At 61.7% G+C, this 23,049-nt stretch carries 15 protein-coding genes and 1 pseudogene; 11 read left to right on the top strand and 5 right to left on the bottom strand.

What is annotated here, in order from left to right; all coding sequences use genetic code 11:
• The first annotated feature begins 387 nt into the window (after positions 1-387).
• Together U9R81_RS06690 and U9R81_RS06685 are read left to right on the top strand one after the other, a co-directional pair.
• The gene (locus U9R81_RS06690) at positions 388-2,187 is read left to right on the top strand and encodes a DUF1800 domain-containing protein (protein WP_322494732.1); all 1,800 of its coding nucleotides are present in this window, start codon (positions 388-390) and stop codon (positions 2,185-2,187) included.
• Between the two features lie 29 nt (positions 2,188-2,216).
• Positions 2,217-3,587 carry a DUF1501 domain-containing protein gene (locus U9R81_RS06685; protein ID WP_322494731.1) on the top strand — a complete coding sequence of 457 codons (1,371 nt, stop codon included), beginning with the start codon at positions 2,217-2,219 and terminating at the stop codon, positions 3,585-3,587.
• A gap of 286 nt (positions 3,588-3,873) precedes the next feature.
• Here the strand turns inward: U9R81_RS06685 and U9R81_RS06680 are convergent, their stop codons facing one another.
• From U9R81_RS06680 to U9R81_RS06670, 3 genes are read right to left on the bottom strand one after another with little or no spacing between them, the layout of a single operon-like run.
• Positions 3,874-4,917, bottom strand: a complete 1,044-nt coding sequence (locus U9R81_RS06680; protein ID WP_322494730.1) for an agmatine deiminase family protein — start codon at positions 4,915-4,917, stop codon at positions 3,874-3,876.
• Positions 4,917-5,810 (bottom strand): carbon-nitrogen hydrolase, encoded by an 894-nt coding sequence (locus U9R81_RS06675; RefSeq protein ID WP_322494729.1) that lies wholly within the window; start codon positions 5,808-5,810, stop codon positions 4,917-4,919. Before U9R81_RS06675 ends, U9R81_RS06680 begins: the two co-directional genes overlap by 1 nt.
• Before the next feature lie 22 nt (positions 5,811-5,832).
• Positions 5,833-6,243: a gamma-glutamylcyclotransferase family protein gene (locus U9R81_RS06670; RefSeq protein WP_322494728.1), complete on the bottom strand. Its 411-nt coding sequence runs from the start codon at positions 6,241-6,243 to the stop codon at positions 5,833-5,835.
• A gap of 108 nt (positions 6,244-6,351) precedes the next feature.
• On the opposite strand from U9R81_RS06670, the gene U9R81_RS06665 reads away from it, so the two are divergent.
• Genes U9R81_RS06665 through U9R81_RS06655 form a run of 3 tightly spaced genes read left to right on the top strand, consistent with a single transcriptional unit; the run spans position 6,352 to position 9,243 of the window.
• A complete protein-coding gene (locus U9R81_RS06665; RefSeq protein WP_322494727.1) occupies positions 6,352-7,275 on the top strand; it encodes an LLM class F420-dependent oxidoreductase in 924 nt (307 codons plus the stop codon).
• Positions 7,276-7,293: 18 nt separating this feature from the next.
• Complete coding sequence (locus tag U9R81_RS06660; protein ID WP_322494726.1) at positions 7,294-8,505, top strand: MFS transporter; 1,212 nt, start codon at positions 7,294-7,296, stop codon at positions 8,503-8,505.
• Positions 8,506-8,523: 18 nt separating this feature from the next.
• On the top strand, positions 8,524-9,243 hold the full coding sequence (locus U9R81_RS06655) for an SGNH/GDSL hydrolase family protein (protein ID WP_322494725.1): 720 nt from the start codon (positions 8,524-8,526) through the stop codon (positions 9,241-9,243).
• A 10-nt stretch (positions 9,244-9,253) separates the two neighbouring features.
• On the opposite strand, the gene sfsA is transcribed toward U9R81_RS06655, so the two are convergent.
• Positions 9,254-10,036, bottom strand: a complete 783-nt coding sequence (gene sfsA, locus U9R81_RS06650; protein WP_322494724.1) for a DNA/RNA nuclease SfsA — start codon at positions 10,034-10,036, stop codon at positions 9,254-9,256.
• Positions 10,037-10,132: 96 nt separating this feature from the next.
• Positions 10,133-10,372, bottom strand: a complete 240-nt coding sequence (locus U9R81_RS06645) for a hypothetical protein (RefSeq protein ID WP_322494723.1) — start codon at positions 10,370-10,372, stop codon at positions 10,133-10,135.
• A gap of 152 nt (positions 10,373-10,524) precedes the next feature.
• Between U9R81_RS06645 and U9R81_RS06640 the strand changes: the two genes are divergently transcribed.
• The 6 genes and pseudogenes from U9R81_RS06640 to U9R81_RS06615 form a co-directional block, all read left to right on the top strand.
• Positions 10,525-11,529, top strand: coding sequence for a homoserine kinase (locus U9R81_RS06640; RefSeq protein WP_322494722.1), 1,005 nt, complete (start codon positions 10,525-10,527; stop codon positions 11,527-11,529).
• Between the two features lie 228 nt (positions 11,530-11,757).
• Positions 11,758-16,926, top strand: a complete 5,169-nt coding sequence (locus tag U9R81_RS06635; protein ID WP_322494721.1) for an Ig-like domain-containing alpha-2-macroglobulin family protein — start codon at positions 11,758-11,760, stop codon at positions 16,924-16,926.
• Positions 16,927-16,963: 37 nt separating this feature from the next.
• Positions 16,964-17,512 carry a GNAT family protein gene (locus tag U9R81_RS06630; protein WP_322494720.1) on the top strand — a complete coding sequence of 183 codons (549 nt, stop codon included), beginning with the start codon at positions 16,964-16,966 and terminating at the stop codon, positions 17,510-17,512.
• A gap of 58 nt (positions 17,513-17,570) precedes the next feature.
• Positions 17,571-19,106, top strand: coding sequence for a glycosyl hydrolase (locus tag U9R81_RS06625; protein WP_322494719.1), 1,536 nt, complete (start codon positions 17,571-17,573; stop codon positions 19,104-19,106).
• Positions 19,107-19,584: 478 nt separating this feature from the next.
• Complete coding sequence (ileS, locus tag U9R81_RS06620) at positions 19,585-22,782, top strand: isoleucine--tRNA ligase (RefSeq protein WP_322494718.1); 3,198 nt, start codon at positions 19,585-19,587, stop codon at positions 22,780-22,782.
• Positions 22,783-22,794: 12 nt separating this feature from the next.
• Positions 22,795-23,049 (top strand): annotated as a pseudogene (locus U9R81_RS06615) (hypothetical protein); the annotation flags it as partial.

Raw genomic sequence — 23,049 nt, 5'->3', positions numbered from 1 at the left:
GAGCAATCCCATTATTGCTCAATCATGCTACGGCGCGGCCCATCACCACGCGTGCCTGTTCAGGTGCCAACCTTCTCACCCCTCAGCCCACCGGCTGAGGGGTGTTGTGTTTTTCAGGGAAAGCGCATGTTGTTGTCTGCAACCAGCGCGCAAACGCTCTTGATGAGCGATCGCGATCACCAGCACGAACGTTCTGCGAGGGCGGATTGTATACGCTTCCTATCACAAAAATAGTACCTTCAGGTGATTTTGGTATTCTTGAATTAAGATTACAGTATTGTCAGGTGCAATCTTGAATCCATCCGTACGGTAACGTTGCAACCGCTTTATGTGATCGCATAAAGGCAACAATCGTAAGCTTCCTCAACGTAATCAGGATCAAACCGTATGGAACTCACCCGACGCGACGTGCTTGAAAGCGGCGTGGTATTGCTAGCCGGATTGGCCGCCGCTGGCTTTGCCGCAGTAGGAACACCTGCCCCGCCGGCTGCGGCTTGTTCGTATATCCAGCCTGCTTCGCTCCGTACCATCGCTATGCGCCGCTTAGCCTTCGGCCCCAGTCCTGAACTGATGGCGATGTACGATGCCACGCCGGGAAGCAATGACGAAGAGCGGTTCGACAACTGGGTACGCCAGCAACTCAACTATACCGCAATTGACAACACACCTTGCGCCAACCGGATTGCCGCAACCCGACTCAAGATTCGCTACACCTACAATAACCGGACTACGAATGAAATCCGCCCGCTAAATTGGCTCAACGCTTCCCGCGAATCGCTCTGGCAGAATCGGGTGGTACCTGATTTAGCTTGGGCGGAACGGATGCGCCCGTATGATGAAGTGCGAGTGGCAACGTGGATTCGGGCGGTATATAGCCGGCGACAGCTCTTCGAGGTGATGGTCGATTTTTGGCACAATCACTTCAACGTGCGGGCCGACTCCGACTCGACCATTGCCGCGACGTGGCCAGATTATGACCGGATCATCCGCACCCATGCCCTCGGCAATTTTAACGCGCTGTTGCTCGATGTCACCAAGAGCGTGGCGATGATGTACTACCTCGACAATGTGAGCAACAAAGCGGGCGGTGGCGAGGGGGGCAATGAGAACTTTGCCCGCGAACTCTTCGAGTTGCATACACTCGGCAGCGATCATTATCTCAAGTTCTACGACCAACGTGAAAATATTCCGGTCGTCGAATACGGCAGCGAACGGTTTGCCGCAGCGTACATCGACTACGACGTCTACGAAGCATCACGGTGCCTGACCGGTTGGACGATCGCCAACGGGCGCGATGGGAGACCGAACACCGGCGCGTTTTACCTGATGGAAGCGTGGCACGACAACTTTCCGAAAACGGTGCTCGCGCCGGCGCCGCTCCCCGGCATCCCGCCAGCGCCCAATTTCCCCTTCAACAACGGTGCACAACGCGACGGCGAGGCTGCGCTGCGCCTCGTGGCCCGTCACCCCGGCACAGGACGTCACCTGTGTAAAAAGCTCTGCCAGCGGCTGGTAGCTGACGACCCGCCTGAAGTGCTCATCAACGCCGCTTATACGGTCTGGATGCAGCACCGCGATTCGCCCGACCAGATCCGGCGCGTGGTGGAGACGATTTTGCTGTCGCCGGAAGCCAAAAACACCTTTGGGAGCAAAGTGCGCCGGCCATTGGAAGCGATTTGGGCCTTCTTACGGGCCACGAATGCCAATCTCCCAAGTGATGTCGCTGCGGTCAATGGGGATGACACCAGAGGCAACTATTGGCAGAGTCTGTTCTGGAACGTTGATCAGACCGGTCATCGCCTGTTTGGGTGGGATACGCCAACCGGCCATCCCGATCGGGCCGAGTATTGGGCCAACACTAATGCACTGCTGCGATCGTGGAATTGCTTTTACACCATCCCCCAATCGTGGGGCGGGAATGTTGGCATCGACATCGTAGGCCAAACCCCTGCCGGCCTGTCGTGCGCTGGGATTGTTGATTTCTGGCTCCAGCGGATGCTGACCTACACGCCCACCGGTGATCTGCGCATGCTCCTGATTAACTTCCTTGCCCAAGGCGGCGATCCGAATCAGCCGCCGCAACCGTTGCGCGGCGCGCCCGATTGGGGCAGTGCCGAAGCGGTGCGTGATCGAATCAACACGATGGTGCAACTGTTGGCGATGAGTCCCGAATTCTGGCTGCGGTAAGCAGCACCCCATCTAAGGAGAACACTACAATGCAATGGACACGCCGTGAGTTTCTGATGGGTTGTAGCGCTGCGATCGCCGCGATGGCGGCGGCCCGGATCGGGCACTTGGCCTTCGCCGAGCCGGCCCGGCCGCAAGCGACCAATGAGATCTTTGTGCAAATCTTTCTGCGTGGCGGTTGCGACGGCCTCAGCCTGCTGAGCCCCTACGACGACAGCCACTACCGCACGGCGCGCGGATCGCTCGCGTTGCCGTTGAGCGGCGCCAACGCGCCGTTGCGAATCGACACTTACAACCCTTCGTACAACGCGAACAGCTTCGGACTCAATAGCAAGATGCCGCATCTGCGCGATCTCTACAACAGCGGCCATCTAGCTTTGATCCATGCCTGCGGGTTAGATGATGATACCCGCAGCCATTTTGATGCGATGGACTACATCGAGCGCGGGACGCCGGGCAACAAAACGACCAGCAGCGGCTGGATTACGCGCCACTTGCAATCGCAAGGCGGCGCGAGCAGTTTGCTGCCGGCAGTAGCAGCTAACACTGCTACACCGGCTTCATTGCTCAATTACGCGGCGGCAGTCGCGATGACATCGCCGAGCAGTTTCACGATTAGCACGCACTGGCGTTACAACCGCCCCAATGAGAATTATCCGTTCTTGACCACGCTCCGCGAGATGTACAACCGCAGCGCGATAAACCCACTGACCCCGGCTGGCCGGCGGGTAACGCAGGTGATCGATCTCATGCGGAATATGGGCAGCTATAACCCCACCAGTAGTATCGCGTATCCATCAGGAAGCTTTGGTGATGCGCTCAAGACGGTTGCCCAGTTGATTAAGGCCGAGATCGGCTTGCAAGTGGCGACGATCGACTTCGGTGGCTGGGATACGCACGAATCGCAGGCGAATAGCGATGGCAGCGGCTATCTGCCTGACCGACTTGGTATTCTGTCGCAAGGGATAGGTGCATTCTACAACGATCTGGCGATGCATCACTCGCGCCTGACGATCGTGGTGTTGAGCGAATTTGGCCGCCGACTGGGGCGCAACCAGTCGAACGGCACCGATCACGGGCACGGCAATGTGATGATGGTACTCGGCGGCAATGTGAATGGAGGCAGAGTGTATGGCACGTGGCCGGGATTGCACCCCGATCAACTCGATAAACGGCAAGATTTGCAGATTACGACCGACTTCCGGCAGGTGCTGAGCGAAATCTTGATCCGCCGGTTGGGCAATCCTCGGCTGGGAACCGTCTTTCCCGGCTTAGGGTCGTATATGCCGCTCGGCATTGTCCGGGGCACAGATCTGCCGCCGGTGCTCTCAGCAGCAGAAGCGGGGCCTGCCAATGCAGAGCATCGCGTGTTCGTGCCGGTGATTCAGCAGTGCCGGTAAGTAACTCCTTCTTTTGCGTTTACCCTGCGTAAAGGTGCTCTTCCCGTGCTCGCGGGAGAGTGCTTCGCCGCCTTCCGGCGGCGCGCAATGACAGGCCAGTATGTCATTGCGAGGGCACGCAGCACCCGAAGTAATCTCCCGCTTCAGCGGATACGATGCCTGAGAGGATGCAATCCGTACTCGCGGGGGATTACTTTGGTTGGGCGGCCCCGCGCTCCGCGGGGGCCACCACTCCCTCGCAAGGACAACTAGGACGAGCGGCTCGCAAGGATGCGAGCACACGATCCTAACCGATTGCCGGCACTTGTTGGCTGAGGCAGTGCCACGCCCCCAACCCCCAAACTACGTCGGTAGCATCGATGCCCACCACGCGCCGGTCGGGGAAGCAGCGCTGCAATACCTCGCAGGCGCGGTGGTCGTTGGGATGGTTGAAGGTTGGCACGATCACGGCGTGATTGGCGATGTAGAAATTGGCGTACGAGGCCGGCAGGCGCTGGCCTTGGAAGACCACCGGCGGCGGCATCGGGATGGTGAGCACCGTGAGCGGCTTGCCGGCAGCGTCGCGCATGAATTGCAGGCGACGGAGATTGTCTTGCAAGGCATGGTAATTCTCGTCGCTGGGATCCTCTTCAACGGCGGCGATGACCGTGCTTGGCGCGACGAAGCGGGCAATGTCGTCGATGTGGCCATCGGTGTCATCACCTACAATGCCCTCGCCGAGCCAGAGAATCGTATGCACGCCGAGCAGCTCGCACAGGCGTTGCTCGATCGCGGCCCGGTCGAGGTGTGGGTTGCGGTTGGGGTTGAGCAGACACTGCTCGGAGGTGAGCAGCAGACCGTTGCCATCGACATCGATCGAGCCGCCTTCGAGCACCATCTCGCCGCGGAAGCGCGGTACGCCGAGGTATTCGGCCATGCGGGCCGGAATTTGGTTGTCGAGATCGTAGGGCGGGTACTTCTCACCCCACGCATTGAACTCCCAATCGGTTGCGGCCAATTCGCGCCCATTGGGGCCATTGCGCACGACAAAGATCGCGCCGTGATCGCGGCACCATGCGTCGTTGGTTGGGAACTCGTGCAAGCGAATATCGCCGCTCGCGCCGGCCTCAGCCAAAAACGCGCGGGCCTGCGCGGCCATCGCCGCATCGTTAACATTGATATGCACTGTCTCGCCGCGGGCCAACTCGGCGACAAAGCGCGCGTAGACCGGCCAGATCCGGTCGATAATCCCCGGCCAGCTCGCCTCTTTATGCGGCCACGACAACCACGTCGCCTGATGCGGCTCCCATTCGGCAGGCATGAAATAGCCAAGTTCGGCAGGAGTCGCCATCACACCTCCTCCTCATCGATATAGCGGCGGGTAATCTCGCCGTAGGCATCGATCCGGCGATCGCGCAGAAACGGCCAATGGGTGCGTTGCACATCGATCTTGCCCAGATCGACCGGGGCAACCAGCACGACTGGCTCGTCAACCGGGGCGCGGGCAATGATCGTGCCCGACGGGTCGGAGATAAAGCTCTGGCCCCAAAACTCGATCCCGCCGGACGGATCGCCTTCATGGCCGGTGCGGTTGATGCTCACCACATAGCAGCCGTTGGCAATCCCGTGCGAACGCTGGATAGTCTCCCAGCTTTGGTGTTGGGCGACGCCATACTCGGCTTTTTCAGCGGGATGCCAGCCAATCGCGGTCGGATAGCAGAGCATGTCAGCGCCGCGCAGGGCGGTGAGCCGGGCGGCTTCGGGGTACCACTGATCCCAGCAGATGAGCACCCCGATACGAGCGTAGCGAGTCTTGAAGACCTTAAAGCCCAAATCACCCGGCGTAAAGTAAAACTTCTCGTAGAAGAGCGGGTCATCGGGGATGTGCATCTTGCGATACTTGCCCAGATAGCGGCCATCGGCGTCGATCACCGCCGCCGTGTTGTGGTAGAGACCCTCAGCCCGCTTCTCGAACAGGCTGGCGACGATCACCACACCCAACTCAGCCGCCAGCTTGCCAAGGCGTTCGGTGCTCGGACCGGGCACCGGCTCGGCCAGCGCAAAGTTGGCGTGATCTTCGCTCTGGCAAAAATAGAGCGAGAGAAACAGTTCCGGCAGACACACAATCTGCGCGCCTTGGGCCGCAGCAGTGCGAATGCCGGCCTCCGCCGCGGCCATATTGGTTTCCGGATCGGCGGTGCAGCGCATCTGCACCAAACCAACGTTAACAATGCGTTGGGCCATTTCACCTCTCCTTCAGGGCGGCTCACCACACGCCGCCAGCAATTAACCGTAATCGCCCTTGCCGGATCGCCTCTTCAGCGCCGGCGCCAGCAACATAGACCCACGCCTCACAAGGGCCGTTTGCAGTCTGCACCGTTATGACAACTCGCTCGTAGAGATTACCGGCGCGACCGGGCACAAAATCCTCTAACTTATCGAGCAGCGCCAACACCGGCTGATACTGGGCCGGCGCCACTTCCATCAGCTCACCGAAAACGGTCGAACCCGGCGGCACCAGATCAACCGCTCGGACGAGAAACGGGTACGGGCCAGCGGTATAGATCGCAGCGCCGGGCAACCAAGCCGGCGTCTCGCTTACCGTCTGCCCGGCCAGCAGGCGGGCATAATTCGATTGTCCCCGCTTTAACGTTCCGTAGACAAAAAATGGACGCATCAACTATTTTTCGCGGTATACTAACAACGACACCGCCACGCGGCACTCTGATACTATACCATCATTGTACGGGCAGAGCGGCGCTCTGCCCCAACGAGGAGCACATGCATGCCGATTGAGATCGCCCTCATGATCGAAGGCCAAAACGGGCTGACGTGGCCGCGCTGGCAGCGGCTAGCGCAAGCCGCCGAAGACCTCGGCTTTGCCGGTCTTTACCGCTCTGATCACTTCACCAACGCCAATCCGCCGGAAAAAGAATCGCTCGAACTGTGGATCTCGCTGGCATGGCTGGCTTCGCACACCAAACGGATTGAATTCGGGCCGCTGGTCTCGCCGGTCTCGTTTCGCCACCCGGCGCTCACGGCGCGGATGGCCGCCGCGGTTGATGATCTGTCTGGCGGACGGCTCCAGCTCGGCTTGGGAGCGGGATGGCAAGAGCGCGAACATACGATGTTCGGCTTTGACTTGCTGCCGGTCAAGGAGCGATTCCAACGCTTCGCCGAAGGGCTAGAGGTGGTGACGCGCCTATTACGCAGCGACACGCCGGTGACATGGATCGGCGAATATTACCAACTGCGCGACGCGATCTTACTCCCGCGTCCGCAACGACCCGGAGGGCCGCCAATCGTTATCGGGGGCAACGGCGAAAAGCGCACGCTTGCCCTCACCGCGCAATACGCCGACGAGTGGAACGCGGTCTTCGTACCGCCGGCGCGGTTCGCCGAACTCAACGCCAAGCTGAACGAATTGTTAGTCACCGCTGGCAGACCGCGCGCGGCGGTGCGGCGGTCGTTGATGATCGGATCGGTGTTCGGGCGCGATGATGCGGAAGTCGAGCGCCTGCTGGCCGGACGCGATCGGGCTAGCCTCCGTGCGCGCGGGATTCTGGTGGGTACCGCCGGCGAGGTTGCCGAGCAGATTCACGCCTTCGCCGCGGCAGGGGTTGAGCGGATCATGGTGCAGTGGCTGGAGTTAGATGATCTTGACCGGTTGAAAGCGTTTGCAACGCAGGTCTTGCCGCAAACAATGTAATACCATCAGCGTAATGCCATGCAGACACGTTGGCAAACCACACTCTGGATCATGTTCATCGCCCAATTTCTGTCGGCGATCGGCTTTTCGATCATCTTTCCCTTTTTGCCGCTGTACGTGGCCTATCTCGGCGTGGCTACGTTCGGCGATGTGGCGCTCTGGGCCGGGTTGGTCTTTTCGTTACAAGCGCTAACGATGGCCATCGCTGCGCCAATTTGGGGATCGCTCGCCGACCGGCTCGGCTACAAGCTGATGGTCGAGCGCGCCATGTACGGCGGCGCGATCATCCTCTTGTTGATGGGGTTTGCCCGGTCGGCGGAAGAACTCACCCTGTTGCGCGCGATTCAAGGGATGATTACTGGCACCATATCGGCGGCCAATGCGCTGGTCGCCACCGTCACCCCGCGCGAACGGATGGGCTTTGCGATGGGGACGTTGCAGATGGGCTTGTGGAGCGGCACTGCTGCCGGGCCGTTGATTGGCGGTCTCATGGCCGAGATGCTCGGCTTTCGGGCGACATTCATCACCACAGCGGCGCTCTTGCTCGCATCGGGGATACTGGTGACGGTAGGAGTGCGCGGAGGCGGGAAGGCGCCGGAGACATCGCAGCGCCAACGAACTAGCATGGTGCAGAGCTGGCTAAGCATCGCGCGCACTCCTGGCATCGGGCCGGCTTACGGAATGCGATTTCTAAGCAGCTTGGCGCAGACAATCCTGCTGCCGTTTGCGCCCCTCTTCATCGCCAGCCTGCTCAGTGCCGGCGATCCAGTCAGTGCCTTCACCGGACTGATCGTCGGCGTTTCGTCGGCAGCGGGCACGGCCACTGCCATCTGGCTCGGCCGGCTCGGCGACCGGATCGGGCACCGGCAGGTGTTGATGGGCAGCGCGTTGCTAGCAGGACTGGCGTTCGCACCGCAAGGGTTAGTGACAAATGTCTGGCAACTGCTGGTGTTGCAGGCGCTGAGCGGGGCCGCGATTGGCGGCATCACCCCCTCGCTGAGCGCGCTGCTTGGGCGGTACACGGACAGCGGCAGCGAGGGAGCGGTGTACGGCCTCGACAGTTCGATCGTCTCGGCAGCGCGGGCCGTAGCGCCCCTGATTGGGGCGCTGGTCGTAGGGCCGTTTGGGTTCGGCAGCGCCTTTTTCGTTAGTAGCGCCGCGTGTATCGCGATTGGTATCGGCGTGGCGCGCTTGCCGGCGGAAGAACGGCGATTAGCACCAGCAGATTAAACAGGAGGAGGTTGGATCGTGGCGCGCCGGTTCTGGATCACTGGTCTCGCCCTCGCGGGGGCCATCGGTGTAGGCGGATTATGGGCCCGGCAGCGGGCGTGCCGCTATGAACCGCTCTGCCATCTTGTGCGGCTCAACCTGTTGGGGTTCACCGCGTTCGGCGGCAAACCGGCGCCAACCGCGCAGATTGTCTTGTTTGGCGACTCGCGGGCCGCAGCGTGGCCAGCGCCAGCGGGATTCGCCATCGCCAATCGCGGCCTCCCCGGCCTCACCAGCACCCAAGCGCGTTTCCGCTACCGGTGGGACGTAAGCCCGCTCAAACCTACCTTAGTGATCGTCCAAGTAGGAGTCAATGATCTGACAGCGCTCGGGTTTGGGCATGCGGAAGAGCGCATCATGCAAACCATGGTTACCAACCTCGGCGCGATCGTGAACGAAGCGCGCAATGACGGCAGCCGGGTGATTCTCGCCACCATCTTTGGCCGCAGCCCTAACGACTACGAGCGGCGTGATCCGGAGACAGCACAGATACAGGCGGCGATTGAACAGGTGAATCGAACGATCCGGGCAATGGCAGCGCCGGATGTGCTCATCTTCGACAGCGCAGCGATGCTAGCTGATGAAAGCGGGTACGTTGCCGAGCGATACCAAGACGATCTCCTACACATCAATGCTGCAGGATATCGCATCTTGAACGAGGCGCTCGGCAACCTGCTGGCAGAGCAGCTACGGCGTTGAACGAATCGTCTCACCCTCCCCGCCGTAATTCGAGCGGCACCGCATCGAGCGACGCAAAGATCGGCACCTCGCGGCCAAGGGTCACACCGGTCATACCCACGGGGCAGACGTAGGCATACATCTCGACCCCTAGCGAACGAGCGGTGCGCAAAGCGCGGCTAAACGCACGGTCGATCGCCTCGTCAGGCGCGAACGCAACGCCTTGCGAACGCTGAATGATAAACACGACCGCCGACCGTTGCCCATTACGAGCAGCGTTGATCAATAGTTCGAGATGGTGGCTACCGCGCTCGGTGGGAGCATCGGGAAAGACAGCGACATTATCAACCACGCGCGTCACCGATTTCACTTCCAGCCAGCAGGTATCAAGCCCTTCACTCAGGCGAAAATCGATCCGGTGCGGACCGAGTTGCACTTCGCGTTGCACGCGGGAATAGCGGGCAAACTGCGGCAGAGCGCCCAAGGAGAGCGCCGCGGCGACGAGCCGGTTTGGCAAGTGGGTATCGAGCGACACCAAATCGTGCCCTTGATAGACTGCCACCACCTGAAACGCCGTCTTGCGGCCAACTTCTTCGCGCGGGGCAAGCAACAAACGCACGCCGGGCACGAGCATATCGGTCAGACGACCGCGATCAGCGAGATGGGCCCGCACCATCCGCCCACCCATCTGCGCCTCAACCAAAAACTGGCCGGAACGGGAAGCGAACGTTGCTTCGACCAGCGGCGCGCCGGTCGAGAGGGGCACCCGCACGGTGGGGTGAATATAGGGGCCGGTGTGTTGCTCTGAGTTCATAGTAATAGTATAGCATTCAACCAAAACAACATCAGCAATTCATTGCGTCATGTGCATCACGGCCTTTATTTGCCGCACGGATGACACCAACACAGACTATGGCAGCTTATCGCCAGTATTCAAGACCATTGCCTGAATTGTATGCACCATCACGCCAACTAGCCGCGCTTCTGTCGGCGGCTGCCAAACTGGTTCGACAGCGAGTTTCAGCGTAGTATGACCGGGGGGAAGCACAAGCATGACCGTATAAAGCCTTGGTTGAGTTGAAACGTTGACGGTCAACTCCGGCTGCGCGCCGCGAATAGTAACGGTTGATGGCGGTTGAAACGCTGACATGTTGATCTAAAACCTCTATAGTCCTTGTAAAAGTATCCCCCAACCTCATTCACGCCAAAGGCGTATAGCACGACCGGTTCGGCTTGTGGTCTGCGCCGCTCGATACTGCTGATGGTACAATTGAGGAGGAAGCTTGGCTACGAGGATACTCAATGCTGACCCATGATGACATTGCCCGCGTACTGGCATACTACGATGTCGGCGAGCTACGGTCGAGCCGGCCAGCGAGCCATGGCGCGATCAACGAAACGGCCTTCATTGAGACCACGGTTGGCCGGTTTGTCATCCGGCGCAACCGGCGCCATATTGGGTTTCAATCGATCAAGTTGCGCCATCGCCTGCTGGATTGGCTGCGCCAGCGCGGCTTCCCGGCGCCGCGGGTGTTGCCGGCGCACAACGGCGATACGGTGGTGATCCTCAATGATCGGGTGTACGAGCTAAGCGTGTTTATCATCGGCGACGAGTTTAACCCCAGCCGCCCGCGCCAACTGAGCGATATTGGCCGGGTGTTGGCCAGCTATCACCGCGCCGTGACCGGCTTTCCCAATCCGCCCCCACCCCCGCCGCCACGCTATTTGCCATCGAGCTTGAGCAGTCTGACCGAACGCCTGATTACCCGTGATTTGTTGGGAGACCTGACCGTTACGCTCCACTGGTACGAACGGCGGATCGCCGATTTGCGCCGGCAATTGAGTGATGAAGCTTACGCCGCGCTGCCGCACGTGCTGATTCACGGCGATATGCACCGAGACAACCTCATTTTCCGCGGCGATGCAGTGGCGGCATTAATTGATTACGACCAGATCGGCATCGACGCACGGCTGGTTGATGTGGCTGATGGATTGGTCGATATGGCGGTTGGCCCGCCGCCGCCCAATTGGTCAATGTGGGGAGTGTACCGCGCGCCGCTTGATCTTGAGCGGGTGAAACTGTTTTTGAGCGCGTATAATGCGATTGCACCGTTGTCAAAGAGTGAGGCGCAAGCGCTGCCGGCAATACTGGAAGTGATTTGGCTGCAAGGCAATCTGCGCCGCACCTTAAGCACGCCAGACGCTGAGCCAGATTACCACCTTGAGCTGTTAGGGCAAGGGCAGTGGTTGTCGAAATGGATGGATCACCACCGTGAGCAAGTGCTCGCCGCAGCGATGGTATACTAAACTTGTTCCTGATGATTCATTGCAGTACAGACGATAAGCTTGGCATGATGTGAAGCACACGTGGCCAATCCTCGTCCTTGCGAGCATTGCTGTGGAGGTCTCTTCATTGCACGGTTTGACCAAGACCCGCTCTGGCAACGTCAGAACGACACCGCTATCCGCCGCTACCGTCGCGGCATGGTAGAACGGTATGGCGCATTACCCACACTATCCAGCATGAGAATACGCATGCAGCGTTGGATGCGCGTTTTGGCCCGTCTCTGGACAATGATGCTGGCCAGCATAGTTGTAAGCTTGCTTGGCGGGCTATCCATCCGCTGGCTAGCGCCGGTATCGCCGTGGGTAACAGCGCCAACGGTGCAATTGCGCGATCCCTTGCCGCAGAGCCAAGCGGTGCCGCCACGCAGCACGATCACACTCGCGTTTAGCACGCCGATGAACCCCTTTACGGTCGCGCGCGCGCTGCGGATCGATCCGCCGTTAGCAGGATCGTTTGAGTGGTCGGACGATATGCAGATATTGCGGTTTGTGCCGGCGCAACCCTTGCAACCAGCCACAAGCTATCGCGTACAGGTGATGGCCAATGCCCAAAGCCGGTGGTGGCGACCGCTCGCGCAACCCCTCGACGTTGCATTTACCACCGCTGCGCAACCTGCCATCGTCGCTGCGCTGGCGCCACGCTTGCGCGACGCGCCGATCGCACTCGTCTTTAGCCAGCCGATGGTCGCCGCGAGCGCGGTTGGCCAACCGGCATCACTGCAATATGTGCAACTGGCGCCACCGTGGCCGCTGGAAGGACAGTGGCTCGATCCGCAAACCTTATTGTTGCAACCGGTCATCGCGTTTACCGCCGCGACAACGTACACCCTTACCCTTGACGCCAATCTGCGCGATGCGCGCGGCATCGAACTCGGCCAGCCGTTCCGGTGGCACTTTGCCACGCCTTGGCCAGCGTTGATCGCCCAAACCCCGCCACCCGGCGAACGGTGGGTGAACCCGCAACAGCCGCTGACACTGGTCTTTGATGCGCCGATCGATACCCGGCTGCTCAGCGCCGCTGTGACGATTACGCCGGCGATCAGCGGCGATTTCAGCAGCGCCACAACCGATGGCCGGTACACCGTTACCTTCACGCCATATAACGGCTGGACTCCCGGCCAAACCTATCACGTACGCCTCCAACCGCCATCCGCCAACCAACCGCTAGCCGAATGGCGCTTCACGGTGGAACCCGAACCGGCGCTGGTCGCTTCGTTTCCGGGGCAAGGCCAAACGCTGGCGCCGGGGCAAGAGATTCGCCTGATCTTTAGCACACCAATGGAGGATGCCGAGCTGCGATCAGGATTACGCTTTGATCCACCGGTGACGGAGGTTGAGCTACAGGTTGACGAGAATCGGGTTAATCTCCGACCCGCATTGCAGGCAGCCACCACTTATACGCTCACCGTCGCTGCCGGCACTCGTGATCGCAGCGGTGTACCGCTTGCTGAAGACGTTTCCCTCACTATCCGCACGGCGAGCGCGCCACCGCTGTTGCACATCACCAGCGATCCGATCATAAGTTTCCCCGCCGACGCGCAGCCGGCAGTGACGTTAGAGCGGATGAATGTGAGCACGGTTGATGCCCAACTCTACCAACTCGATGCAACAACGCTGGTGCGGGCGATCTCGCGCCGGCCAACCGAATGGTCTAGTTTTGTGCCCGAACGCTATGGTCAGCCGCTCGTGCGGGCTTGGCGAGAGACCTTTTATGACCCGCCAGACACCGTTATGCGCAGTCTACTGCCGTTGGCAACCAACAGCGCCGGCGATCCGCTACCGGCGGGAGCATACTACTTGCGCTTGACGACCGGCAATGGTTTGCGCGTCGACCGGCTGATCCTGATTTCGGCCCTGCACCTGACAATGTTGCCAAACGGCAATGAGGTGTTGCTCTGGGTGACAAGCAGTGGCAATGGCGCACCGGTGAGCAATGTTGCGGTGAGTGTCTATGCCGGTGAAACGATGCTCGCTCGCGGCAACAGCAACGAGCAAGGGCTTTGGCGGATCAAGGCAGACGCGCTAGGCTTGGCGAGTGCCAATGCGCCGGCCCGTACCCTGATTGCGCTTGCCGAAAGCAATGGGATCGCCCTTGCCCGCGAAGACATCACCACCATCCTTCAACCACGCACCCAAGCCCTGCTAATGTCTGACCGGCTCAGCTACCGTCCGGGGGGGACGGTGCGCATTAGCGGGGTGGTGCGCGAACGGCAAGCTGATGGCCGGCTGAGCTTGCCGGCTGCCAGAACGTGCGACCTCCAACTCGACGGCCAGAACGTGCTCGACGAGCCGCGCGCCGTGGTCTGCACGGTGAACGAGAACGGGAGGCTAAATGGCAGTCTCCAACTGGATGCCCGCACAGCGCCCGGTTGGTATACGGTGCGCGTCTCCGTTGGCGATACGACGTATGCGATCCCGATCAGGGTGAGTGTGCCGGCGACCGGCGCCACCGCGCGAGTGATCCCGATCCGTCCGGCAGGGTTGGCGGTTGATGTCACCCGCGCCGATCTACCTGTCAGCGGCGCAGTAGTGAGTTGGACATTACGGATTGCCACGTTAGCCACGGCAGAACTGGATGGGGTAGATGGTGAAGTCACCGGCGCAACCAGTGAAACCCAAGCGAGTGCAGTGACTGATGCGAGCGGGAGAGCGGTGATCAGCTTGCCGGCTGACGAGAATCTGCTACGCCCGCTGCGCTACACCCTTCACCTCACGGTGGAATTGCCGGACGGCGAGCAGATCGAACGCACCACTGAGGGGGTGATCACGCCGCGCAGCCCTCGCTTGGCGATCACGATGCCCGCCGTGATCGAGCGCAACGAACGGGCAAGCGTCACCACAACCTTACGCACGGCTGATGGCCAGCCTATCGCCAATACACTGGTTGAAATCGAACTCCGGCGCAACGCTGCCGAACCGTCGCTGCTGATCCGGCGGGTGCGTACTGGGGCCGATGGGCAAGCCACCGCTGAACTCGTCACCTTAGCGCCGGGCCGGTATGAACTCACGGCGCGCGCCGGAACAGCGCTCACCCGCAAAGAGCTGTGGGTGGCGGGATCGAGCATCGGTACTGCCGAACCACGGATCATTGCCGATCGACCAACCTATGCCGTTGGCGACGTTGCCCGCCTCTTGTTCACCGGGCCAAGTGGCGGCGGAACGGCGCTGGTGATCGTTGGCCAAGGCGAAAACGCGCTGGTCAGGCAAGCGAACGCCCGCCCCGGCAATCTCATAACCATACCGATCAGCGCCGATATGGCGCCGGTGACGGCAATCACCGCCTTGATCGACGATGGCGTGCGGGTATGGAAGACTGCAACCACGATTCAGATCGACCCGCCGCCGGCGCCGTTCATCAACCTCACCCAGCGCGAAGCGTTGCCCGGCGCGACCATACCCATAACGGTCACGGCAGCCACCGATGATCTGCTGGTGATGCTGAAGCCTATTCACGCACCGCCCACGAATCTGGATCGCTGGAATAGATCGCTCTTGCCGGGGCAACCGGCAGTAGGGACACCCAGCAGCTTAGCCGGCATCGATGTCCTTGCTAGTGTGCAATCCTCCAACAACCAACACGAAATCACTGTGCGCTTACCTAACCAGCAGGGACGCTGGCGACTTGAGGTGATCGCGATCGATCCTGCCGGCATCGCTAGCAGCGCTAGCACGTTGATCGATACTAGCCAGCCGGTGGAGGCGATTGCAACGCCACTGCCGGCATTGCGGCCAGCCGATACCGCGCTTGCGACCTTGATCCTGCGGAACGTTGATGGGCAAGAGCGCACCATCCGCGCACGGCTATGGCTCAGCGGCGGCGTGTTGCTCGATCCGTTCGAGCAAACCGTGCGCGTGCCGGCTGGCGCAACGGCACCGGTGTTCTGGCAGGTGCAAGCGAATGCTTCGATCATCGGGTTGCGCTACGAAGTGATCGATAGCGTTAGCCTGCCGCCAATCGAATACGCCGTGCCGGTACGCAAAGAGGCGCAGCTCCCAGCGACGGCGCAAACGTGGGTGACGGCCAGCGCGATTGAATTGACCCTGCCCGACGGCGACAACGACGTGGCCATCGCAGCTAGCGCGCGGGCCGCCTTGGCCGATCAGGCGCAACAGCTGCTGCAAACGGCCACGCCAACGGCTGAAGCGCTGGCGGCGGCGGTGATCATTGGCCGCATGCTGGAACGTACAGCGGCCACCAACGCAGAAGCAGAGGAGTGGCGCGCGCTGAACGACCGCGCGCTCACCCAACTGCGTGCGCTGCGCAACAGCGATGGCGGGTGGGGTTGGTGGCCCGGCAGCGGATCTGACCCATTTGTGACGAGCTTTGTGCTGGAGGCGATTGGTCAAGCCGAACCCGCAAGCCGGTTGCGCGAGCTAAGCGAACCGGCACTGGCGTACCTGCACCAGCGCCGGCTCGCCCAACCCGCCGATGCGCAAGCGTATACTGATTATGTCATGGCAATCTATGGCGAACGAACGGGACAACCAGCCCTCCCCGCTGGCGCCGGCCCGGCTGGACGCGCCTTCACCGCTTTGAGCGCCACGACCGAGCAGAGCGCACTGCTGGCGCCGTTGTTGAACACAGCGAGCAGCGGCTTGCCGTGGGCCGGCGCTGACGGGATGCCACCTAGCGCAGTGGCCGTCAGCGCCAGCGTGGTGCAAGCGTTAGCCACCGAACGTCCAGCGGATCCGCGGTTAGCCCCGTGGCGGGCAGCGCTGTTGCGGCAATGGCAGGGAAACGGCTGGCCAACGCCTTACGAAGCAGCACGGGTGGCACTGGCCCTCGGCCCGACTTTACTTGACGGCAATGCGCGCGTGAGGGTGGAGCACGACACTGCCGACCTCACCGCCGAACGGCCAATCAGCGGCGTCGAACGGTTCCGGCTCGGCGGCGGCACGCTCCGGGTTGAGCCAACCAACGGCACGGCGCTGATCGCGGTGCGCAACCCGGCCAGCAGCGCCGGCCAGCCGGGAGCGGTGCGAGCGCGGTTGCGGTATCGAACGGACACGGAACCAAGCGCGATTGATCAACCGGTTGAGATTGAGCTGCTGCTGATCGTGAGCGAACCCATCTTCCGGTTAGAGGCCGCCATCCCGCTGCCAGCCGGGATCACGCCGGTCAAGGTTGACGCCGGGGCCAGTTTCGCCTACCAGCAGATCGACCGCGAATGGCGGCAGGTACAGCTTGGCGGGACTGCAATCGCCCCCGGCGTCTATCGCGTCATCATCACGGCGCAAGCTGCCATTGCGGGAACCTTTGCCATCCCACCGGCGATGATCACAGCGCCGGGGAGTGATATTGCGCCAGTTGTAGCATTCACGCAAGAGATGATCACGATTGAACCAGCGATCCGGTAAGCAGGCATAACCGCCCAAATGCGAGAAGCATGATGAGATGAACACAACTATCCTGACCACCGAACGGCTTTGGCTGCGAGTCATGGGGCCGCGCGACAACGAAGCGGTGCGCGGCTACTTCCGCCGCGCATGGACGTTCGGCGAGGATTGGTTGCCGCTGCCGCCTGATGACTTTTTCACCTTGCAGGGCCAGCGCTGCCGGTTGGCGGCGGAAGAAGAGGCTCGCCACGCCGGGCACAACCTGCGCCTCTTCTTGGTGCGGCGCGATGACCCGCTCGAGCGGATCTGCGGCGATATCTGGATCGATTGCATTGAGCGAACGGTGCGCCACGCCGCAATGATCGAATGCCGGATGGAGGAGCGCTCGAGCCGGAAAGGGTATATGGGCGAGGCTTTAACTGCCGTGATCAGATATTGCCGCAATGAATTGGGACTGCACCAGCTTGAGGCGTTGATCGCGCCGGCGCATGCGGCAGCCTGCCGGCTGGCTGAACGCTGCGGGTTTCAGCCGTTGGAAGGGGTGACGTGTTGGCGGCGGATTGGGTTGGGGTGGGTAGAACATCAGGTTTATGCGGTGGAATGGTGACATTGTAGAGACGCACCGCCGTGCGTCTTTACAAGGCCGTGCGTCTTTACGATATTGTTTGATCGCGATTATTGTTGTAGCAGGGATATTGGCTGGGGATGCGCCGAGCCCGCGCTGGTTGATCACGGCGCCGATCGCGGTGCGCGGGCCGATCGGGCTGTTGGCGATCGGGATCAACAGCCATCTCGCTACCCGCTACCCCGACGCGGCAACTATGCCCATCCCAGCGGCAATCGTTGCCGATCTCGGCGTGCACTGGGTGCGCGAAGATCTGCATTGGCACCGCATCCAACCCCAACCCGGCGTCTGGGATTGGGTCTTCACCGATGCCGCACTCTACAGCCTGCGCCGGCAGCGCTTGCAGGTGCTTGGCGTGCTGGGGCCGGCAGTAGGTTGGGCCACGCCCGACCCTACCGATCCTCCCAACCTGATCTCATTCGCACCGCCCGATGAAGCAGCGTTTGTCGCTTACGCCGAAGCGGTGGTCACGCGCTACCGCCATCTCGTCAAGCACTGGCAAATCTGGAACGAACCGGATCAAGCGATCTTCTGGCGGCCCGCGCCAGATCCAGCCCGCTACACCCAGCTCTTGATCAAGACGGCACAGGCGATCCGGGCCATTGATCCGAGCGCCACGATTGTGCTGGGAGGGATCAATCCCTTTGATACGACCTTTCTGCGCGCTATCGCTGAATACGGCGGCTGGAACGCCTTTGATGTGATTGCCATTCACCCCTACGTCGATCCACTCAACCCGGACGAGGGCAACTTGATCGCCGCCGCCGACAGTGTGCGCGCAGTGGCGGCACGCTACGGGCCAAAGCCGATTTGGGCCACTGAGGTGGGATGGGCCAGCGGCCCCGGCGACCGCGACGCGCTGGGGTTGACGAATGCCGCGCAGCAGGCGGCCTATCTCGCCCAAGCCTATCGCGCGCTCTGGCAAGGCGGCGTCAGCCACGTCTTTTGGTATATGCTCAAAGACGACCCGCACAATCCCTATGGCTTGTTCGCGTATGGCAGCGGACGGGCCGACTTTAGCCGGCCCAAGCCGGTGGCGGAGGCGATGCGCCAGCTAGCGGCTATCTTAGCTCTTCCCCAAACGCCCCTCACCAGTGCGACACTCCTGATCGATGGCGGCCAGCCCGCGCGCTGGCAGCGGCCCACCCAACCCAACGGCTCGCTCCGGCGTGATAACGGTTTCCTCTATCTCACTTACCGCTTCACCACCCGCGCGAATGATTATGTCGTGTTCGAGCTAAGCGACCCTATCCTCTTACCGGCTGAAACAACTGCGCTGGCCGTTCAGCTCTACGGCGATGGCAATGGCCACCGGCTGCGGCTCTGGCTGCGCGACCGCGAAGGCGAAGTGTTTAGCGTGACCGCCGGCGTGATTGGCCCCCCGGCGTGGCAAACGCTCATCACGCCGGTCAGCCGCCGTCCGGCGCAGTACGAGCGAGTCGCCGGCGGCGGCAACGGGCGGCCCGATTGGCCGTTGGCGTTGCAGGCGGTGGTGATCGATGACGAGTACGACCGGTGGAGCGGGTTTGGGGAAGTGCGCATCGCGTGGATCGAAGCGTTGGGGGAAGCGGAATAGCCACAAAGATGTTTGTGTGGCATAGCCACAATAAAGACACAGAAGACACAAAAATGGTTTTGCGCCTTTTGCGCCTCTTCGTGGCTATTCCATTTGTGTCTTTTGCATCTCTTCGCGGCTATTCCTACCCATCCTTGACGCAATGCGCCGCCCGGCGTATACTGTCACTCAACGGCGATGAAGGGGACGAGTAGCTGCCGCTTGCCCGCCAGCGAGCCCGGGACGGTGGAAGCCGGGTGGAACCGGTGGCAGTGAAGATCACCCCTGAGCCGGCAGGTGAACCGCGTGGTTGGTTGCCCCGCGCAGTAGCCGCGCCCGGACTGCCCACCGTTATCGGGGCAGAGCGTTGTTTGACGCTCACTGAGTGCGACGCGCGCCCAATTGTGTGCGCCGTCGAAATGGGGTGGTACCGCGGGGTTGATCAGCCTCGTCCCCTTTCGGGGATGAGGCTTTTTACATTGGCGCGCACGGAGGTTGCATGTTTAAGCCGGTTGATCCGAATGTCAAGTTTCCCCAACTCGAAGAGGATGTGCTGGCGTGGTGGGATGCCAACGACGTGGTGGCGAAGTCGTTGGCCGCCGGCGAGAAGCCGTTTGTCTTTTACGAGGGGCCGCCGACCGCGAATGGCCGCCCCGGTTTGCACCATACCATCTCGCGCAGCTTCAAAGATGTGATCTTGCGCTATCGCTCGATGCAGGGCTATCGCATTATTGGCCGCCGCGAGGGATGGGATACCCACGGCCTGCCGGTTGAGATCGAGATCGAGAAGAAGCTCGGCTTTAGCGGCAAGCCCGACATCGAGCGGTTTGGCATCGCTGAATTTAACCGCCTCTGCCGCGAAAGCGTCTGGGAGTATATCCAAGAGTGGAAGGCGTTTACCAAGCGGATCGCGTTCTGGCTGAGCGAAGAGGCTTATATCACCTACGAGAACGATTATATCGAGTCGACGTGGTGGATCTTCCGCCAGTTGTGGGATCGCGGCTTGCTCTTCCGCGACTACAAGGTCACGATGCACTGCCCGCGCTGCGGCACTAGCCTCAGCGACCACGAAGTTAGCCTCGGCGCGCGCGACGATGTCGATGATCCGAGCGTTTATATCAAGTTCCGCGTGAAGGGTGTGACCGTGCCGCCGCCGGCGGTTGACGGCACGCTCGAAGGCGCGTTTTTGGTGGCTTGGACGACGACGCCATGGACGTTGCCGGCTAACGTGGCGCTGGCCGTCAAGCACGACGCCGAGTATGTCGAGGTTGAGCATAGCGGCGAGCGGTTGGTGATGGCGGCGGCGCTAGTCAATCAGGTCTTGCCCGCCGAGAGCTTCACCGTGCTGCGCCGGTTCCGCGGCAACGATCTGGTCGGCCTCCGCTACGAGCCGCTCTTCCGCGGCGTGCCCGGCGCCGGCGATACGGTCGATTGGGAGACGGCCTACCGCGTGATCGCCGATGAGATCGTCAGCCTCGACGATGGTAGCGGGATTGTCCATATTGCGCCGGCCTACGGCGACCTCGACATCGGGCGCAAGCACGGCCTGCCCACCCTCTTCTCGGTCGGATTGGATGGCCGCGTGTTGCCTGAATTTGCCGAACTCGGCTTCGCCGGCAAGTTCTTCAAAGAGGCCGATCCCGACATCACCCGCAACCTCAAAGCGCGTGGCCTGCTCTTGCGCAGCGGGCGCGTGCGCCACTACTACCCGTTCTGCTGGCGCTGCAGCACGCCGTTGCTGTACTATGCCAAGCGTTCATGGTACATCCGCACCACTGCCTTTAAGGCCGATCTGGTCGCCAACAACCAGCAGATCCACTGGGTGCCCGAACACATCCGCGATGGCCGTTTCGGCAACTGGCTGGAAAACAACATCGACTGGGCGATCAGCCGTGAGCGGTATTGGGGCACGCCGATCCCGATCTGGACGAACGCTGACGGCTCGCACATGGTCTGCATCGGTTCGCTGGCCGAGCTGGAAGCAAAGGTGGGCCGCTCGCTGCGCGACCTTGACCTGCACCGACCCGCCATCGACGAGGTGGTCTGGGAAGACCCTGAACACGGCTTGATGCGCCGGATTCCCGACGTCGCCGACTGCTGGTTCGACAGCGGTTCGATGCCAGTGGCACAATGGCACTACCCGTTCGAGAATCGTGACGTGTTCGAGATGGCGCATCCCGCCGACTACATCTGCGAGGCGGTTGACCAGACCCGCGGCTGGTTCTACACCTTGCACGCAGTCAGCACGCTGCTCTTCGACCGGCCCGCGTTCAAGAACGTGATCTGTCTCGGTCACATTCTCGACAAAGACGGCCAAAAGATGAGCAAGAGCCGGGGCAACGTGATCGAGCCGCAAGAGGTGATCAACAGCTACGGCGTTGATGCCTTGCGTTGGTACTTGTTCACCGCCGCGCCTCCCGGCAATGCCCGCCGCTTCAGCATGGATCTAGTCAGCGAGAGCATGCGCAAGTTCCTGCTCACGCTCTGGAACACGTATGCCTTCTTCGTCACCTACGCCAACCTCGACCAGTGGCAACCCAACAGCGGGCGCGCCGCCGAATTGCAGCCGATCGACCGCTGGGCGCTGGCGGCGCTCAACCAGCTCGTGCAAAAGGCGACCGACGCCTTCGAGGAGTACGATGTCTATACCGCCGCCAACGCAATCGAGCACTTCGTTGACGAGCTGTCGAACTGGTACGTGCGCCGCAACCGCCGCCGCTTCTGGAAGAGCGAGAGCGACGCCGACAAAGAGTCCGCTTACCAGACGCTCTACACCTGTCTGGTGACGGTGGCGAAGCTGGCCGCGCCCTTCACCCCGTTCGTCAGCGAAGCGATCTACCGCAATCTGGTCGCCGAACACGACGCCGCCGCGCCAGAGAGCGTTCACTTGGCGCGCTGGCCACAAGTGGATCGGGCGCTGCTCGATGAGCAACTGGTCGCCGACACCGAAGCCTTGCTGACTGCGGTCTCGCTGGGGCGGGCGGCGCGCAAGCAGGCCAACCTGAAGGTGCGCCAGCCGCTGAGCGAACTCTGGCTGCGGGCCAGCACGCCGGCGCTGCTCAACGGCGTGCGCCGTTTCGAGGCCGAGCTGCGCGATGAGCTGAACGTCAAAGCGGTGCGCTACCTCGACGCCAACAGCGCCGTGGTCGAGTACCGTCTGAAACCGAACCTGCGCCTCGTCGGCAAGAAGTTTGGCAAGCTGGTGCCGGCGCTGACGGCGGCGTTACGCGATCTGAGCGGCGATACCGCGCGCGCGGCGGCGCAAGCGGTGGAAGCCGGCCAACCGGTGCGCCTGCCGGTTGACGGCCAAGAGATCGAGTTGCTGGCCGAAGAGGTGCTGGTCGAGAGCAGCGCGCCGGCGGGGTACGCGGTGGCCGAAGCTGATGGCATGCTGGTGGCGTTGAACACGACGGTGACAGAAGAACTGCGGTTGGAAGGCGCGGCCCGCGACCTCGTGCGCTACATCCAAGACGCGCGCAAGAGTGCGGGGTTAGCGATCAGTGATCGCATCCGGCTCTTCCTCACCAGCATCGATGAAGCGGAGTTGCTGGCGGCCACCCTAGCCCAGCACGGCGCGTACATCCAAAACGAGACCCTCGCCGTCGAGTTAGCAGTCAGCGCACCGCCAGCCGGCGCCTACACCGCCGCCGACGAATTCGGCGACGGCGCCGTGACGGTCGGGATCGTCAAAGCATAGGGACGGATCACGATGCGCCTGCGACCACGGTGCAGCGGCGGGGCCGGAGTGGTACGTACTGCCACCGGCCTCCGCCTCATCCGCCCACCCGGCCCCGCCAACCGCTACCGCAACGCCCAACTCGACGACTTTGGCAGGCAACCCGGCCCGCCGCGCGCATTGCGTCCACCCTACACCCTCCGCCTGCGCGCGCGCGCCTCGCATCCGGCAGAGCAACTGGTGGGCACCGCTGGCTTCGGCCTGTGGAGCTACCCATGGGCATGGCCG

It is taken from the genome of Chloroflexus sp. (assembly GCF_034435895.1).
Lineage (GTDB): Bacteria > Chloroflexota > Chloroflexia > Chloroflexales > Chloroflexaceae > Chloroflexus.
Note: the sequence above shows the minus strand (reverse complement) of the source record. Positions and strands in the feature narration are given on the sequence as shown.